This is a genomic window from Brasilonema bromeliae SPC951 (assembly GCF_012912135.1).
In the GTDB taxonomy this organism is placed as follows: Bacteria; Cyanobacteriota; Cyanobacteriia; order Cyanobacteriales; family Nostocaceae; genus Brasilonema; species Brasilonema bromeliae.
The window spans coordinates 28,056-45,507 of the sequence record NZ_QMEB01000012.1 but is presented as its reverse complement, the minus strand read 5'-3'; the positions used below and the strand labels follow the sequence as shown (position 1 = coordinate 45,507).

The following is a 17,452-nucleotide window of genomic DNA, read 5'->3' as shown; positions in this document are numbered from 1 at the left end:
AACTCGCGAATCATTTTTCCTTTATTTCGTCTTCTTGCAAAATTGGGATGCTCCCAACGAAACGGCTAATTCAATGAGATGTAGTGTCATAATCTTGCGGAGATCAAATGAATACTAAAGTTTTTGAACGGTCATTTCAGAATTCTAAACACAACCAAAGCCAAGTATTTCATCGTGAAATCGAGGTAGCTAATACTAAAAAGAAATCATTACAACTGGTTGAAGCTGGCAGAACACCAGAAGAAGCTACTTTTAACCTGTCAACCTATTTATCCCAACGACAAGGCTTAGTTGAAGAGGCGCTTGAGCGCTCAATTACTGTGGTCTATCCAGAAAAAATCTATGAGGCTATGCGCTATTCCCTGCTGGCTGGGGGAAAACGCCTGCGCCCAATTCTGTGTCTTGCCAGCTGTGAATTATCTGGAGGCACAGTTGATATGGCGATGCCTACTGCTTGTGCGCTGGAAATGGTTCACACCATGTCTCTGATCCATGATGACTTACCTGCTATGGATAACGATGACTATCGGCGAGGCAAACTGACAAACCATAAGGTTTATGGTGAAGATATTGCCATTCTAGCTGGTGATGGACTTTTAGCCTACGCCTTTGAGTTTATTGTGGTGCAGACAAAAGGAGTTCCAGCAGAGCATTTGTTGCAGGTCGTTGCTAAGTTAAGTCATGCGGTTGCTGCAACGGGTTTAGTAGGTGGTCAAGTTGTTGATCTCGAATCGGAAGGATTGAAAAATATTAGTTTAGAAACCCTCAACTTTATTCATGCCCACAAAACCGGGGCTTTGTTGGAAACCTCTGTTGTCACAGGAGGGCTTTTGACGGGAGCTGATGAAGAGATTTTGCAACGGCTTTCTCGTTATGCTTGCAATATTGGTCTTGCCTTTCAGATTATTGATGATGTGCTTGACATTACCGCAACTGCAGAGCAACTAGGTAAAAGCGCAGGCAAAGATTTACAGGCGCAAAAAGCAACTTACCCCAGTTTGTTGGGCATTCAGGAATCTAAAAACCAAGCGAAAAAATTAATTGAGGAAGCTAAGGCTGAACTAGCTCCCTTTGGAGAGAAAGCTATCCCTCTGATGGCGATCGCTGACTACATTACAGATCGAACTCACTAGTGGTCTACCACATTGATTTTGAGGGGTGATTAAAAAACCGCAAAAACGCAAAGAGGAGGACACCTCCGTTCGGAGGTTCCTCCCGCCCTTGGAGAGTGTCCGTCACAAAATTAAGAGGAAAAGAAGATGAGTCTGAACATCGTTTTACCCATCAGAATTAATGTGGCGAACCACTAGTTTCAAAAAAGTTTTGTCTAGGATTTAGTATCGAAGGAGGAATCAATGATCACCGAATCAATGACCACCAAAATAGTAACTGCAGCAGAAATGCCGAACTGTTATGAAACAAGTAAAGCTTTTTTAAAACAAGGATTGCAGCGAATATTCACGTATGACATTGATACCAACGAAAATTGGCTTGTTTTATATCAGGCTTTATATCAGGTTTATCCAGAGTACCAGTATGCGCTAGTAGAATCAGCTACGCAGCAGATGATCGCTCTTGGAAATTGTATTCCCATAGCATGGAAAGGAACCTTTGAACAGTTGCCCGACGAAGGTGCTACTTGGGCGGCAACTCAGATGCTTACCGACAACCACTCACAAGGTCATCAACCTAATATTTTATGCGCTGTAAACATTGGCGTTCTACCCGAATATCGCGGTAGGCAAATAAGCAGTTTTATGCTCCAACAGATGAAGAAAATCGCTCAGGTTAATAAGCTTAGTTCGCTTATTGTTCCTGCGCGTCCAACCCTAAAACATCTTTATCCTCTCACGCCTATGGAGCGCTACATCACTTGGCAGAATGAAAACGGTCTTCCCTTCGATCCTTGGTTACGTACTCATGTCAAGCATGGAGCTAATCTAGTTGGTATTTGCTCTAAATCCGCGACCATTATCGATACTATTAGTAATTGGGAAGCCAGAGTTAATATGCGTTTTCCAGAAACAGGTGACTATGTTATTCCCGAAGCATTATCCCCTCTAACAATTGACTTTACAAACAATCAAGGAACTTACATAGAGCCTAATGTGTGGATGCACTATAATCTTGCTTAACGGGTGTGGTCAAAAGTAGTTAGTGGGTGCGATAAGCCTCTGGCTTGACGCTACGCGTATCGCTCTTTGTACCAGCAGTGCTCGCTTGAAGCCCTAAACCAAATTCTTTTTCCAAGCTCAATCATAATAATAATCAATGTAGCAGAGGCAGGACAAAGCAGAGCATTGCTCCCCCTCCTCCTCTCCTTTTTGGAATCCAAAGGGTCGAGATGAAAGGCTGCGTGTCATTATCCTGCTTATGGGTCGTAGTTAGAAGAGAAAGTGTAGCCTCATGAATCTGAATTAAGACTTCCTCAACTTCAAAAGTATACTTGGCCTCACTCAGTAAATTCAAGAAACTAAGTTGAATGTGAACTGAAGCTGGATTTGATAGTTGTGATTGGCGGCTTCAACTCTTTTAACACGACTACCCTGGAAGAAATTGCGATTTGAGAGAAGGCTATCCCTAGAAATGGCGATCACTGATTACGTCACAGCTAAAACTCATTAGTTTCAACAAAGTTGTGCATAAGATTAAATATCAAAGGAGGAATAAATGAGCACCAAACTTGAGACAGTCAAAAATTTGACCTTAACTCAACCGGAAAGGGAAGTTAATAAAAGGGCGATGAATCTTCCTGCAAGCTGGTACGTTGCCATGCCCTCCAAAGCTTTGGGTAAAAAGCCAAAAGAAATAGAGTTGTTTGGTCAGCCACTAGTTGCTTGGCGGGATCAAAATGGTCACCCAGCAATCATGCAGCGTTACTGTTCACACAAGGGCACTAGTCTGGCGATTGGTAAGGTAGTAGACGGTTGTATTCAATGTCCTTTCCATCACTGGCGCTTTGATAGCTCCGGGCAGTGTGTTTTCATACCTGAAGTAGACAAAATTCCCCCAAAGGCTCGTCAGGCTAACTATGTCACAGCCGAAAGATATGGTTACATTTGGGTATGGTACGGCTCTGAGACTCCTATGTTCCCTTTGCCTGAGTTTCCAGCTGCTGAAGACGACAGACATAACTATATGCCTTTCCGCTTTGCAGACCTAACCAAAACAACAGTACGACATGTGATTGAAAACGGTTTTGACCAATATCATATTATTACAGTACACGATCTGAAGATTTCTGAACCTATAAAATTTACTCTGCTTACTGACCAGTACACAGCAGAAGTGAGCGAACCACCGATTCCAAAAGAAGCCAGGTTTGCAGCAAAAGTTGAATTCCCAATCCATGATTTAGATCCAGTAGCCCGGACACTTGGGTTTAATGCTGAAAACTTTACGGTACTGCTAGATAGTTGGCCTGCAGGACAGAGGGTTACGGCATTTGTAGACGGTAAGGAGGTGTATAAGTTGGTAGTAGGAATGACTCCGATTGCTGAAAAAAAATCAATCCAGCACATATTGGTAATGGTAAAGAAAACTGGCAAATTCTGGCTGGACATATTTCATTACGTGGTTTTTAGTTTGCAAAACAAACTTGGTGTGAAGGAAGATATGCCAATCTATGACAACACAAATCAAAACTTTGGAGTGGCTGACGTCAAGCACGACCTGGGAGTCTTGAAGTTCAGAGAATTCTACCAAAGATGGATTGATAAAGTCGAGTAATGTGACAGAAAAACCAGGGCTGGCACTATGAATTATCCAGCTAGCCCACGAAATTTTAATTCCTGTAGCTGGAGTCAAAGTGAAATAGCCTTGGCTATTGTAGTTGTGAAATGAAGAACGGCAAATGAACATAAAAGCATTTAAGCGATCGCTCCATAGTTCCGAACGTTACTATCGCAAGGGATTTGGGCATGAAGCAGAAGTCACCAAGATGCTGTACTCCGAGTATCAAAGCAGCTTAATTCAGCAGATACGGGAGAACAACTACACATTGCAAAAGGGTGATGTCACAATTAAGCTGGCAGAGGCGTTTGGATTTTGCTGGGGAGTAGAACGAGCGATTGCTCTGGCTTACGAGACACGCCAGCAATTTCCCACCGAACGTATTTGGATCACCAACGAAATCATTCACAACCCCTCGGTCAATCAAAACTTGAGGGAAATGCAGATTGAATTTATTCCAGTCAACGAACAGGGAAAGAAGGATTTTTCTGTTGTTGCTACGGAAGATGTTGTGATTTTACCTGCTTTTGGTGCTAGTATTCAGGAAATGCAGCTGTTAAACCAAAAAGGCTGCAAAATTATGGATACGACTTGCCCTTGGGTATCCAAAGTGTGGAATAGCGTTGAGAAGCATAAAAAACGTAACTACACTTCAATTATTCATGGCAAGTACAACCACGAAGAAACAATTGCAACCAGTTCCTACGCAGATAAATATCTCGTTGTCCTAAACCTGCAACAAGCAGAGTATGTCTGCAACTATATCCTTCATGGTGGAGACCGTGAAGAATTCTTGAGGTTATTTGCCAAAGCTTATTCTCCTGGATTCGATCCAGACATCGATTTAGAATGGGTGGGTATTGCCAACCAAACCACTATGCTCAAGGGAGAAACCGAGCAGATTGGTAAGTTATTTGAGCGTACGCTCATGCGTAAGTACGGTCCTGCCCAAATCAATGACCATTTCTTGAGCTTCAACACAATCTGTGATGCTACCCAAGAACGTCAAGATGCAATGTTTAAGGTTGTAGAAGACAAGCTGGATTTGATGGTAGTCGTTGGCGGTTTTAACTCTTCTAACACAACTCACTTGTATGAAATCTCAAGCGATCGCGGGATTCCCTCTTACCATATTGACAGTGCAGAGCGCTTGGGACCTGGTAACCGCATCCAACACAAAAAATTACATCGAGACGACATAGAAGTGCTTGAAGATTGGTTACCTAATGGTCCAATTGTCGTAGGAATTACTTCTGGAGCTTCGACACCAGATAAAGTGGTTTCTGATGTCATTGAGAAGATTTTTGCCATCAAAGCGGCTATGAACTGTGTTTTAAACTAGTCGAACGTCCCTAACTGGAAGAAAGCATCACATAATCCCATTTTCCAAAAAGGTTTGTGCGGTCTATGGGCTACCTATGGGCGGCACAACCTCTCCACTCACTCATAACACAACAACAACTACAACCTTTGAGGCGAACATATGCGCTCTTACTCCTTGATTGCTTCAGCAAAAATTAATTTGTATTTGGAGATTATTCGCGATCGCCCAGATGGCTACCATGATTTGTTAATGGTACTCCAAAGCATCGACCTAGCAGATCAAATTGATTTGCGCCCACTCGGAACCGATGCCATCCGCCTGTATTGCGACCATCCAGAAGTACCACAAGACCATCGTAACCTTGCTTATAAAGCGGTGGCAATCATGGCAGAGAAATTCCCTGACGCCTTTGCCAAGTATGGAGGTGTCGATATTACAATTCACAAGCGGATTCCCGTTGGAGCAGGACTGGCTGGTGGTTCAACCAATGCTGCTATTGAACTGCAACCGCAAAAAAACATTGACCTGACCGTCGCGGCTCAAACATATGCCCTTAGGGCAGGCACATTACAAAATTAAAAATATGCCCTACGGGCACACTACACGCAATTCAAAAGCTCCTGTGCAGGAGACACAAAATTCAAAAATTGGAATTTTACTATCATGAAAACAATATCTCTCCTTGGCTCAACAGGTTCTATTGGTACCCAAACTCTCGATATTGTTAGCCAGTACCCCAACGAGTTTCGGATTGTGGGGTTGGCAGCTCTACGGAATGTAGAGTTGCTGGCTCAACAGATTCGTGAGTTCCAACCTGCAATTGTGGCTATCTGTGACGCACAAAAGTTGCCGGAGTTAAAAGAGGCGATCGCCGACTTAGATCCGCAACCAATTCTTTTAGCAGGAGAAGCCGGAGTCATTGAAGTGGCTCGTTACTGCGAAGCTGAAGTTGTGGTGACTGGTATTGTTGGTTGTGCAGGTCTACTACCTACAATTGCAGCAATTAAGGCAGGCAAAGACATAGCTTTGGCAAACAAGGAAACTCTGATTGCAGGAGGACCAGTGGTTTTGCCTTTGGTGCAGCAGCATGGTGTGAAGCTTTTGCCTGCAGATTCAGAGCATTCAGCGATTTTTCAGTGTTTGCAGGGAGTGCCAAACGGGGGACTGCGGCGTCTAATGCTGACTGCTTCTGGGGGAGCGTTCCGGGATTGGTCTGTTGATAAGTTATCAACAGTGACTGTTGCTGATGCCTTGAAGCATCCCAACTGGTCAATGGGTCGCAAAATTACAATTGATTCCGCCACTCTGATGAATAAAGGATTGGAGGTCATTGAGGCTCACTGGCTTTTTGGTTTGGATTACAACCATATTGATATTGTCATACATCCCCAAAGCATTATCCATTCTTTGATTGAACTGCAAGACACTTCAATGCTAGCGCAACTGGGGTGGCCCGATATGCGTTTGCCCCTGCTGTATGCTTTGTCTTGGCCAGAGCGAATTTACACTGCTTGGCGGCAGTTAGATTTGGTCACGGTAGGGGAGCTGACTTTTCGTGCCCCAAACCACCAAAAGTACCCGTGTATGCAACTAGCTTATGCTGCGGGTCGAACTGGGGGTTGCATGCCAGCAGTACTGAACGCTGCGAATGAGCAAGCTGTAGCTTTGTTTTTATCAGAAGAAATTCAGTTTCTGGACATTCCACGTTTGATTGAACGGGCGTGCGATCGCTATCAAGTCCACAACTACTCCTCGCCAACTCTTGATGATATCATTGCAGCAGACCAATGGGCAAGACAGGAAGTTGTAGCCGTGAGTAAAACCTTGGGGCGTTACACGATCACAGTGTGAAATTTTTAACTCAGTCGGCTAAGTCCCCACTTATAACGCGAAGCGTTTAGGTGTGGGATATAAGCCGGACAATTAGGAGGTAAACCCGAATCAATAAAAAAGGTCGCTACCCATGAACATTAGGATCGGCAATGGTTACGATATCCACCGTTTAGTTGTAAATCGCCCCTTGATTTTAGGAGGGGTGGAGATTCACCATGAATTGGGGTTGCTCGGTCACAGTGATGCTGATGTGCTGACTCACGCGATTATGGATGCGATGTTGGGAGCTTTAAGTTTGGGAGATATTGGTCATTACTTTCCACCCACGGACTCTCAGTGGGCAGGTGCTGATAGTGTAGTTTTGCTGACTAATGTGCATCAACTAGTACAGGATCGAGGGTGGCAAATTAGTAATATTGACTCTGTTGTGGTGGCAGAGCGACCTAAAGTCAAGCCCCATATTCAGACAATGCGTGCCAAACTCTCAAGTGTTCTAGAATTGGAACCGGATCAAGTCAGCATTAAGGCGACCACAAATGAAAAACTCGGTCCTGTCGGACGGGAAGAGGGAATTGCTGCCTATGCAACAGTCTTGCTATTGAGCCATACCCCCAACTAAAAGTTGGGGATTTGGGCACCGTAACTTTAGCTATCGGCTAGAGGTAACCTCTCGTAGAACTTTTTGTCAAGAGGTTGCCTTGACTGTTCTGCCAATCGTTGCCGGAGGATGAATTCAGCGATCGCTAAATCCACAGGCGTCGTCACTTTCAAATTTGTCTCCTCCCCTTCCACAATCTGCACAGGCAGCTGGCATTGTTCAAACAAGGCAGCATCATCTGTGACTTCCCAACCTTGGCGACGACCTTCAGCATGACACTGCTGTAGTCGCTCTACTTCAAATCCTTGAGGGGTTTGAGCCGCCCAGAGTTGACTTCGATCTGGCGTACTGGTAATCAGATGTGTCTTTTGATCTACAACTTTTATGGTGTCTTTGACAGGAACAGCGGCAATCAGACCTTGACAATGGAGAATTGCCTCAGCACATCGGTCAAACAAATTTGGTGTTGCCAAACATCTCGCTCCATCATGAATCAACACGTGTTTTGCCATGGGGGGTAGAGACTGCAACCCGTTGTATACCGAATCTTGACGGGTTGCTCCTCCTTGAATGAAATGCACTGGCTTACTCAGGGATAGGTTCGACACGATTGTTTGTAAATCAGCCCGGTCTTGTGGCTGAAGAATTATGCCTATCCAATCAATGGACTCAGAAGCATCAGCGGCCAAAAGTGTCCAAGCAATTAAAGGTTGGTCTAACAAGGTTAGCAGTAGTTTATTTCTACTACTCCCCATTCGGCGACCGCTTCCTGCGGCTGGAATTAGTAAGTACACAACTATTTAAAATATATGCAAATTCAATAAAACACTACCATTAAAAAGGCAGCAAAATTAACGCTTCCAGGGCGTGAGCACTTTTTTCTACGCTTGCTGCCGAAACGGAGAGATGTCTTAACCGAACGGTATTGACTCTGTTCCCTTAACTTCCTGGTTAACTCCCGGATCTTTGCTTGTCTCAAGTTTGATGTTTTGTTACTTTGTAGTTAGATTTGAAAACAAAATATAAGTTTTGTTTGGAATTGATATTTTTTATCGAGATGACCTTGATAAAAATTTAGAGTGTGATACAATTGAAGTGACGGTTGTGAAAAAACAAAATTTTCCATGACAACATAAGCTACTTCCAATTTTCTAGGAAGAAGCTTCTCACGGTTTTTCAAGTCACTATCAAGTTTCTAGATTTTTTCGCTAAGCGAAAAGCAGCTTTTGCCTGCGTCAAGCAAGGTAATTGTCGCCTTCGTTTTTGGTATCACATCGCACACAATTGCCTACTCAGGAAACTAGTTCATACAAGATGACCAGAAGGAGCGTTTTTACCTGACGCTTACTGTTCTTCTATTCTACTACCCTAGAGTGCAATGATCAGATCCCAACGGCTTCTACAAGGCTCGCCGTTGGCATAGTATGAGCGAATGGCTTTACAGCCTATCTTTGTATCCCTAATGACCATCCAATCCAAATAAGTTGAGTCGAGACATAGTTGCAAAGCGCGTAACTCTCTAAAATTCTATAGCAACCCCAAGTAGCTATGAGTCATAACTCTTTAACTGACATTCAATGGGCGCGTATTACACCTGACAAGGTAGTAGTGGCGACTGCCAATCGCACTTGGTTACATCAACTTGATCCAGCAAGGAGCGACGATCCTTTTGCCCAACAGATGGTCAGCGCAGGTAGTGTAGAGACAACCCGCAGGCTCTTAGAGGGGGCTGTCGCATCTGCTCATCGCGCTGTTTCGCCAAGTAACGAACCACCTACATTAAGCCCGAGGCGTTGGGTATGGCGACTTGCTGGTTCTTACCATCTTAACCGCTGCACTCCACAACTGCTAGAAGCTGTATGTCCTTGCAAACTTCTCAAAGCTTGATTAGTGTCGATATCCCACAATTTGACCGTGTGTTCATGAGTGCTAGTAGCGATCGTCCGGTTATCCGGACTAAAGGCAATAGATTGTAGCCAACTCGAATGTAATTGCAAAATTCTCAGGCATTCACCGGTGCTGACACTCCATAACCTTAACGTTTGATCCGGACTAACACTCGCTAGTATCTGACCATCCGAACTAAAGGCAACTGACCAAACCCAACTCTTATGCCCGACCAAAGTCCTGAGGCACTCACCTGTGTTGGGATCCCACAACTTGATTGTGTGATCCCAAGAGGCAGTTGCGATCATTGTCCCTCGAGGACTGAAGGCAACTGACCAGATCGCAGCTTCATGTCCCAAGCAAGTTCTCATGGCTTGACCTGTACTGAGTTCCCACAACTTCATTGTGTAGTCCTCACTACCACTGACCACCATCTGACCACCAGGACTGAAGGCAACTGACCGAACTGCAGCACCATGTCCCTGGAGAGTTTTCATGACTTGACCTGTGCTAACATTCCACAGCTTCACCGTTTTGTCTGCACTACCACTAACCAGGGTATTGCCTTGTGGACTAAAAGCGACTGAGTATACCCAATTGGTGTGTCCGTAGAGAGTCTTCAAAATATCACCAGTGGTGACATCCCACAACCTTACCGTCTGGTCGTTACTGCCACTCACCAGCCTCTGACCGTCCGAATCAAAGGAGACTGAGAGTACCTGATTGGCATGCCCTTGGAAAGTTCTGAGGCATTCACCGTTACTAACGTTCCATAACCTCACCGTCTGATCCCAGCTGCCACTAGCCAACATCTCACCTTCAGTGTCGAAGGTGACTGAAAATACCCAGTTAGAATGTCCCTGAAAAACTCTCAGACATTCACCAGTGGTGACATCCCATAGCCTCACCGTCTGGTCGTGACTGCCACTAGCTAAGGTATCACCTTGTGGGCTAAAGGCGACTGCATATACAGGATTGGTATGTCCTTGGAATGTTCTGAGACATTTACCGGTGCGGATACTCCATAGCTTTATCGTCTGGTCATCACTGCCACTGACCAACATCTGACCGTCAGGACTGACAGCTATTGACCGTACTCCATCATGATGTCCCTGGAACGTTTTGAGGCATTCCTCAGTATTTATATCCCACAATTTGACTGTTTGGTCTTCACTACCACTCAGCAGTGTCTGACCATCCGGACTAAAGGCAATAGAGAGTACCCAATTGGCATGTCCTTGAAACGTTTTGAGGCATTCACCAGTGCGAACACTCCATAGCTTTATCGTTTGGTCATCACTACCACTGGCGAATACCTCACCATCCGGACTAAAAGCAACTGACCAAACCTCATGATTGTGTCCCTGCAAAGTTTGAAGACATTGACCTGTACCAACACTCCATAGCTTGACAGTATTGTCACTACTTCCGCTGGCAAGAATTGTCCCATCAGGACTAAAGGCAAGTGATAAAACCCAGTTAGCATGTCCCTTACAGGTGAGGAGTGGTAGACCATCCGCAACTTGGTACAAGCGAATATCACCATTAGTATCACCCATAGCCAAAACTTTGCCTTCAGGGCTAAAGGCTACCGACAAAATACCACCAAAGGTTTCAGCAAACAAAGACTTAGCTAAATTTGCATTTTGAAAATTGACATCATGTAATTTCACATTTCGCAAGTCTGTTTGCCAAACAGTCAGATCAGAAAAATCATAGTTGCTCAGATCAATCTGTAGATGACAAAGTAGATTAAGAATATTTCCAGCGGTGTAACTTTGTTCTAGCAGATATTTTTCTCGCAGCATTGCTAAAATTTTCTGCAACTGATTTTCCAAGCTTTTTTTACTTCTAAAAATCATCAGCAACTCATGTGTAACAGGTTGGAGGATGAGGCGAATTTGAACTTCTCTAATGTAATCTTTCGCCGTTGCCTTCATTAAGGCATGACTCCTAAAAAAATCAAGATTTTGAGTGACAATCTCCTCACAAACGTGCTCTATCAATCGCTGAGTGACATACTCCATGACTACAGGTTGTAGAGTGACGAGTGTTGCACTTTTCTCAACTAGCGTTCGCCGTATCAGAGATTCCAAACTTTCCAGTAACCTTACCTGTGGTACTGATGAGACCATGTCTTCTTGCAATTGTGAAAGCGCAATCGGCTCACGGTTAATAGCTAGCCAGTACATTATGTTTTTTTCTAAATTAGACAAGCGCTCAAATTGCTGGTCTAAAATATCACGGATCTCTCCAAAAACAGTTGTTTCTTGTTGCAAAAATTCAGTAATATTACCACCAAAGACATCTTGAATTGTGGTAGCAACTATCTTCAAGGCTAATGGATTGCCTGCATAGCGCTGTATCATTGGTGCCCATTCATCTTGTGCTGCAGATAGCCCCTTGATTTTAACGATTTCCCACCCGTCCACTACCTGCAAACCACTCAGTTGTAATGAGCGAACAGGTAATGCTTGTCCTTCCATTGATGCCACTTCTTTAGGTTTTTCCCGACTAGTTAGCACTAAGCAACTTTGGTGAGTTGCTTCTCCTACGAGTCTTATGAACTCACCATACTCCTCATATCCCTCTAGGTATTGTCCCACTCGGATACCACTGCGTAAAATCGACTCCAGATTATCGAGTATCAGCAGACACCGATGACTTCGTAGATAATCAAGTAGCCGGGATACCCTCTCGCTTAAGCTTTCTGGTAAATTAACTGGTGTTTCCTGCTGCTCGGATAAAAACTGGATTAGATTAGCCAGGATAGCTTTTATCGACGGGGCTTCCCGTAGTGAACGCCAGATAACGTACTCAAAGTTCTCCTGAATCTGTTGAGCAAGCTTTACAGACAGAGCCGTCTTACCAATGCCTCCCATTCCCAATAATGTCACCAATCGGCAGCGCTCATTGAGAATCCATTGCTCTAACAGGGCAAGTTCTTCTGCTCGTCCATAAAAAACCGATGTAGAAATAGCTTCCCCCCAATCTATGCGCGTATTAGAGCTTAAATAGTCACTCTTATCTAGTTTTATCTGAAAAGCTTTAAAAAGCTCCTCAATACTTCTTTTATCAACTCCTCCTTCGCGATTTAGTACCTTGGAGATTGTACCGGTATACAACCCACACCGGGCGCTTATTTCTTCAAAGGTATACCTGTTGCCAAAATTTTCCTCTGTTTCCGACTTGCGTTTTGTCTCCTGAAATTTTTCTAAACCCTTAGGAGTTAGTACAACGCCACGCTTACGTCTCCAATTCTGGGAATTCATATATGAAGTATTATAAAGAACTTCTTTTTTAGAATAACCCAAGTTGCGGGTTAGAAATTACAGAATTATTTAACTTAGATTCGACACCCGAAAATGTCACCTAGCGTTATTACTGAAATTATTTTTTACAGTGATTCAAATAATACTAATTACAGTGAAACAAAGATTACATTGCTATTCATGCAGGTTTTCAAACAAGCTGATTCGTTTCTCAATAAGCACCAACGAAAAATAATAAAGAAGCAAGTAATATTTGTCTGGATTTGATAATCAAAATTGATTGTGACTGTTGGATTTTAGACTCATGAGTACTAAGCTGTTGCGCTTTTAATTTGCACTTTGGAATCTACTGCCCAATACAAACATTTCCACTCGCCAAAAATTCTTGGTTATATGTTTTGTACCCAGCTTGACAACGTTAAGTAGTCAAAGTGCGGCACAATACCCATCAGTCTGAGTATTCGTCTTGTTGCTGAGTGTTGAGTACCTGTTGAGATGCCATGACTATGGCTGACAGCTCAGACTCGCTCAATCCGTTATTGGCAGCCTCTATAATCATCCTAGCTAGTTGCTTTGGTGTTAAGTTTTTGATACTAATTGCCATGGAAGCGATCGCTGCATCCGATGTCTCGTGGGAAATAGCAACTTGATTTTCTATACTATCTGAAGCTTCCATGTCCCAGATGCTGCTTTACCTCAATTAGCTTCTGTCCAATATCGATAATATCTTGAGAATTACGGCGCATTAGCGTCTTAATTTCGTTGGTGCACTGTTGAACAACTAGTCGCGTTTGGGCTTCTAAAATACCATATTCAAAGTTTACAGTTTGCCCAGAAGGCAATTGGTCTAACAGTTGTGATTGTAAATCAGTATGATTCATGTGATACTAACTCCGTTTTTTAATGGTAATGGCACTTTAGAAACTGAAGTTTAGACTCAAGCCACGTGATACACGATGAAGTTAGAAGATTACAGCAGGCTTCGCTCACGCCAAGGCTAAAACCAAAATCCTTCATGTGTCTCCTCATCCTTACTAGGGGTTAGTGAAATTAACTTATGCACCTAGAGCCTGTTTCTCAAGAAATGTAAAGTGAATAAATTAACATTGTCATACCAATTCTCTAAGAAACATTTATAGATACAAGCCATTTGAGTAATGCATGTAGCTATCGTGCAGTAATTCAAAGAGTACTTCCTGCAACACATCCAGCACTGTACGATGGATCGCGCGGCGGCTACCCAAGTCTGAATTTTATTCTTTTGTGTCACTAAACTCCAAGAGCGAATTATGTTGTGTCATGAACCGTTTCTTTGCTAATTCCGTAATTGAGACGGGTGCAATATCTGAGATAGCGAAATTCGATTAAAGCAGCCCGATCACATTCACGTTGTTCTAAGTGTAGTTAGTACCAACGCTTGACTGCTTTCAGATTCTTATAACGATTTGTCAGATTCTTACAGTGTTAGCTAACTTGCTTTGGGGTCATTCCGGTGAATCGCTTGAACTGTTCCATCTTCAGATTGATTAATTGTTGTGCTATAATGCAAGATGTCCAATCGTCGAACAAAAGACATCATCTGGATTGTATCTCCGTTTGAGGTTGAGCAAGCGCTCATACTGGGACTTAGACGACAAAAAACACAGATAAAATAGCCTCAAACGTATATCCTAAAAGACTTTGACATCGTTTTGCTTGGTTTGTTAATAGATCTGGATTTTAGCCACTTTTACATTTGGTGTATTTTCATTGCCCTACAAAGGTTTGAGGCTTGTTTCTGACCTAAAAAATGTTTAAGTCCCGCTAGTCAATCATTGAAACCCTCTTGCCATCTGCCATCTGTCATCTGCCTTGCTGTTGTGCATTTTGAATACACAACAGCTTAATCGCTTGTCTTCCGAAGCCCACCTGACAGTTTAAGCAAAGCCCACCCTACATAAACAAAGCCCGTCTACGCGGGCTTTGTTCATGTTGCCCCAAGCTTGAGCTTATGGGCATATATGGACATTTTTCTACTTGCTACCCGCCCCTGTCGGCATACCCAAAATATCTTCAATCTTGGGCATTTTTTCCAACGGAATCACTCTACCTTCATCCTCAAAACCAGCAATTTGATCAAAGTTCAAATACCGATACAAATTATCAGCAAAAGGATGAATCTTATTCGCCACAATCTCAAGATATTCTTGCACCGTGGGAATTCTTCCTAACAGTGCACAAACAGCTGCTAATTCCGCTGAACCGAGATAAACTCGCGCATCTTGCCCCATGCGGTTATTGAAGTTGCGGGTGGAAGTAGAAAACACCGTCACACCATCAGCAACCCGCGCCTGATTACCCATACACAAGCTACATCCTGGCATTTCTGTCCGCGCACCCGCAGCATTGAAAATGTCATACACACCTTCTTCTTTAAGTTGGTGTTCATCCATGCGAGTCGGCGGACAAATCCATAACCGAGTCTTCACAGAACCTGCACCTTCTAAGACTTTACCAGTTGCGCGATAATGACCGATATTTGTCATGCAAGAACCAACAAAAACTTCTTGCACTGGATCATTGGCAACTTCCGATAATAATTTGACATTATCGGGGTCATTGGGAGCAGCGACAATAGGTTCTTGAATTTCGTTTAAATCAATTTCAAGAACTTCCGCGTATTCTGCGTCTGCATCCGCTTCCAAAAGCACTGGATTTGCTAACCATTCTTCCATCTTGGCAACGCGACGCATAATAGTACGCTCATCGTGATAGCCCCGTGCTACCATGTTCTTCAACAGCGTTATGTTGGAACGCAAATATTCAGAAACTGTCTCAGTACTGAGCTTGATAGTACAACCTGCACAAGAACGTTCGGCGCTAGCGTCGGTGAGTTCAAAAGCTTGCTCAACTTTCAAATCTGGTAAGCCTTCTATTTCCAAAATCCGCCCAGCAAAGACATTTTTCTTGTTCTTCTTCTCTACTGTCAGTAAACCTTTTTGAATTGCTACATAGGGAATAGCATTCACAACATCCCGCAAAGTGACGCCAGGTTGCAACTCACCTTTGAAACGTACTAAAACAGATTCTGGCATATCCAAGGGCATCACACCCAACGCCCCAGCAAACGCCACTAACCCAGAACCGGCGGGAAAAGAAATACCCAAGGGAAAACGGGTGTGGGAGTCGCCACCAGTTCCCACAGTGTCGGGAAGTAGCATCCGGTTTAACCAGGAGTGGATGATTCCATCACCGGGGCGCAATGCGACACCGCCACGAGAAAAGAAAAACTCAGGTAGTTCTTGATGAGTTTTAATATCAACAGGTTTGGGATATGCTGCTGTATGGCAAAAACTTTGCATCACCAACTCAGCAGAGAAACCCAGACAAGCGAGTTCTTTTAACTCATCGCGGGTCATTGGTCCTGTGGTATCCTGGGAACCAACAGTCGTCATCATCGGTTCACAGTAGGTACCGGGACGAACACCTGATAAGCCGCAAGCTTTGCCCACCATTTTCTGTGCTAAGCTGTAGCCTTTACCTGTGTCAGCAGGTTGCTGGGGACGGGTAAATACTGTGCTGGGTTCTAAACCAAGTGCAAGTCTTGTTTTGTCGGTGAGAGTACGTCCAATCAGTAAGGGAATACGTCCACCTGCGCGAACTTCATCAAGAATAGTGTCAGGTTTGAGGGTGAAGGTAGAAATCACTTCGCCTGCTTCATTGGTGATACTTCCTTTATAGGGATATATAGTTATCACCATCCCGGTTTCCATCTTGGAAACATCGCACTGGATGGGGAAAGCACCAGCATCTTCAGCAGTGTTGAAAAAGATGGGGGCTATACTTCCGCCTAAAATATATCCACCTGCTCGTTTATTCGGTACAAAAGGAATATCATCCCCAATGTGCCATAATACAGAGTTGATTGCTGACTTGCGGGAGGAACCTGTACCAACGACATCTCCCACGTAGGCGACAGGGTACCCTTTTGTCTTTAACTGGGCAATAGTTTGCAACGCCCCAGGCATTCTACTTTCCAGCATTGATAATGCGTGTAAAGGAATATCTGGGCGAGTCATAGCTTGGGGCGCAGGGGATAAGTCGTCGGTGTTTGTCTCACCCGGAACTTTGAAAACGATGACGTTGATGAATTCTGGGATAACTGGACGAACGGTAAACCACTCGGTTTGGGCCCAAGAGTCTATCACTCGTTTAGCGAAAGGATTGGTTTTGGATAATTCCAAAATATCGTGAAAGGCATCATACACCAACAGGGTTTTGCTTAAGGCGGTGGCGGCGTATGCTGCTATCGGTTCTTTTCCTTGCCCACCCATCACCAAAGGAGTTTCAGAAGATGATGATAAGGATACGCTAGGAGTTTGTAAAAGTTCGATTAATGATTGGACATTGTAGCCACCTATCATCGTCCCTAGTAATTGTACAGCTTCGATGGGTGAAATGAGGGGGCTAGTGATTTCTTCTTTGGCTATGGCGGTGAGGAAACCAGCTTTGACATATGCGGCTGGATCGACTCCAGGAGGAATGCAATCGCGCAACAACAGCAGTAATGTCTCTTCTTCACCCGCAGGGGGATTTTTTAGTAGTTCGCACAGTTCGGAGGTTTGATTTGCATCTAAAGGTAGGGGGGGAATTCCTTGTGCGGCTCTTTCGGTAACGTGTCTGCGGTATGATTCCAGCATTCTGATCTCCAAATATTCGATCCAAAATTCGATTCAGTGTTTACAGTGACTTCCCATTTGTTATGGGTGATTTTTGCTAATTGTCAATAACAAGCTAGATGAACAGGTGAGAAATTTCCCGAGGTGA

At 43.9% G+C, this 17,452-nt stretch carries 12 protein-coding genes and 1 pseudogene; 8 read left to right on the top strand and 5 right to left on the bottom strand.

Annotated elements, in window-relative coordinates; all coding sequences use genetic code 11:
* Positions 1–107 precede the first annotated feature (107 nt).
* From crtE to ispF, 7 genes and pseudogenes are all read left to right on the top strand, one after another.
* Positions 108–1,133, top strand: coding sequence for a geranylgeranyl diphosphate synthase CrtE (crtE, locus tag DP116_RS03060; protein ID WP_169153767.1), 1,026 nt, complete (start codon positions 108–110; stop codon positions 1,131–1,133).
* A gap of 222 nt (positions 1,134–1,355) precedes the next feature.
* The gene (locus DP116_RS03055; protein WP_211173044.1) at positions 1,356–2,135 is read left to right on the top strand and encodes a GNAT family N-acetyltransferase; all 780 of its coding nucleotides are present in this window, start codon (positions 1,356–1,358) and stop codon (positions 2,133–2,135) included.
* Positions 2,136–2,670: 535 nt separating this feature from the next.
* Positions 2,671–3,729, top strand: a complete 1,059-nt coding sequence (locus DP116_RS03050; RefSeq protein ID WP_169153766.1) for a Rieske 2Fe-2S domain-containing protein — start codon at positions 2,671–2,673, stop codon at positions 3,727–3,729.
* 124 nt (positions 3,730–3,853) lie between these two features.
* Positions 3,854–5,074: a 4-hydroxy-3-methylbut-2-enyl diphosphate reductase gene (locus tag DP116_RS03045; RefSeq protein WP_169153765.1), complete on the top strand. Its 1,221-nt coding sequence runs from the start codon at positions 3,854–3,856 to the stop codon at positions 5,072–5,074.
* 141 nt (positions 5,075–5,215) lie between these two features.
* Positions 5,216–5,560: pseudogene (locus DP116_RS03040) on the top strand (4-(cytidine 5'-diphospho)-2-C-methyl-D-erythritol kinase); the annotation flags it as partial.
* A 159-nt stretch (positions 5,561–5,719) separates the two neighbouring features.
* Positions 5,720–6,907, top strand: a complete 1,188-nt coding sequence (locus tag DP116_RS03035; RefSeq protein WP_169153764.1) for a 1-deoxy-D-xylulose-5-phosphate reductoisomerase — start codon at positions 5,720–5,722, stop codon at positions 6,905–6,907.
* A gap of 112 nt (positions 6,908–7,019) precedes the next feature.
* Entirely contained in the window at positions 7,020–7,508 is a 489-nt protein-coding gene (ispF, locus tag DP116_RS03030; RefSeq protein WP_169153763.1) for a 2-C-methyl-D-erythritol 2,4-cyclodiphosphate synthase, read from the top strand.
* A gap of 26 nt (positions 7,509–7,534) precedes the next feature.
* On the opposite strand, the gene ispD is transcribed toward ispF, so the two are convergent.
* A complete protein-coding gene (gene ispD / locus DP116_RS03025) occupies positions 7,535–8,281 on the bottom strand; it encodes a 2-C-methyl-D-erythritol 4-phosphate cytidylyltransferase (RefSeq protein WP_169153762.1) in 747 nt (248 codons plus the stop codon).
* A gap of 754 nt (positions 8,282–9,035) precedes the next feature.
* Here ispD and DP116_RS03020 point away from each other — a divergent pair.
* Positions 9,036–9,374, top strand: a complete 339-nt coding sequence (locus tag DP116_RS03020) for a hypothetical protein (RefSeq protein WP_169153761.1) — start codon at positions 9,036–9,038, stop codon at positions 9,372–9,374.
* Here DP116_RS03020 and DP116_RS03015 read toward each other — a convergent pair.
* From DP116_RS03015 to acnB, 4 genes are all read right to left on the bottom strand, one after another.
* The gene (locus DP116_RS03015) at positions 9,305–12,646 is read right to left on the bottom strand and encodes a WD40 domain-containing protein (protein ID WP_169153760.1); all 3,342 of its coding nucleotides are present in this window, start codon (positions 12,644–12,646) and stop codon (positions 9,305–9,307) included. The genes DP116_RS03020 and DP116_RS03015 overlap by 70 nt on opposite strands.
* Before the next feature lie 448 nt (positions 12,647–13,094).
* Entirely contained in the window at positions 13,095–13,322 is a 228-nt protein-coding gene (locus DP116_RS03010) for a hypothetical protein (protein ID WP_169153759.1), read from the bottom strand.
* A complete protein-coding gene (locus tag DP116_RS03005; protein WP_169153758.1) occupies positions 13,306–13,527 on the bottom strand; it encodes a hypothetical protein in 222 nt (73 codons plus the stop codon). Before DP116_RS03005 ends, DP116_RS03010 begins: the two co-directional genes overlap by 17 nt.
* A gap of 1,131 nt (positions 13,528–14,658) precedes the next feature.
* Positions 14,659–17,325, bottom strand: a complete 2,667-nt coding sequence (gene acnB / locus DP116_RS03000; protein WP_169153757.1) for a bifunctional aconitate hydratase 2/2-methylisocitrate dehydratase — start codon at positions 17,323–17,325, stop codon at positions 14,659–14,661.
* Positions 17,326–17,452 lie beyond the last annotated feature (127 nt).

Bases quoted from the DNA above. Each gene is read 5' to 3' on its own strand.
- crtE (WP_169153767.1), top strand. From the start codon at position 108: ATGAATACTAAAGTTTTTGAACGGTCATTTCAGAATTCTAAACACAAC.
- DP116_RS03055 (WP_211173044.1), top strand. From the start codon at position 1,356: ATGATCACCGAATCAATGACCACCAAAATAGTAACTGCAGCAGAAATG.
- DP116_RS03050 (WP_169153766.1), top strand. From the start codon at position 2,671: ATGAGCACCAAACTTGAGACAGTCAAAAATTTGACCTTAACTCAACCG.
- DP116_RS03045 (WP_169153765.1), top strand. From the start codon at position 3,854: ATGAACATAAAAGCATTTAAGCGATCGCTCCATAGTTCCGAACGTTAC.
- DP116_RS03035 (WP_169153764.1), top strand. From the start codon at position 5,720: ATGAAAACAATATCTCTCCTTGGCTCAACAGGTTCTATTGGTACCCAA.
- ispF (WP_169153763.1), top strand. From the start codon at position 7,020: ATGAACATTAGGATCGGCAATGGTTACGATATCCACCGTTTAGTTGTA.
- DP116_RS03020 (WP_169153761.1), top strand. From the start codon at position 9,036: ATGAGTCATAACTCTTTAACTGACATTCAATGGGCGCGTATTACACCT.
- DP116_RS03015 (WP_169153760.1), bottom strand. From the start codon at position 12,646: ATGAATTCCCAGAATTGGAGACGTAAGCGTGGCGTTGTACTAACTCCT.
- DP116_RS03010 (WP_169153759.1), bottom strand. From the start codon at position 13,322: ATGGAAGCTTCAGATAGTATAGAAAATCAAGTTGCTATTTCCCACGAG.
- DP116_RS03005 (WP_169153758.1), bottom strand. From the start codon at position 13,527: ATGAATCATACTGATTTACAATCACAACTGTTAGACCAATTGCCTTCT.
- acnB (WP_169153757.1), bottom strand. From the start codon at position 17,325: ATGCTGGAATCATACCGCAGACACGTTACCGAAAGAGCCGCACAAGGA.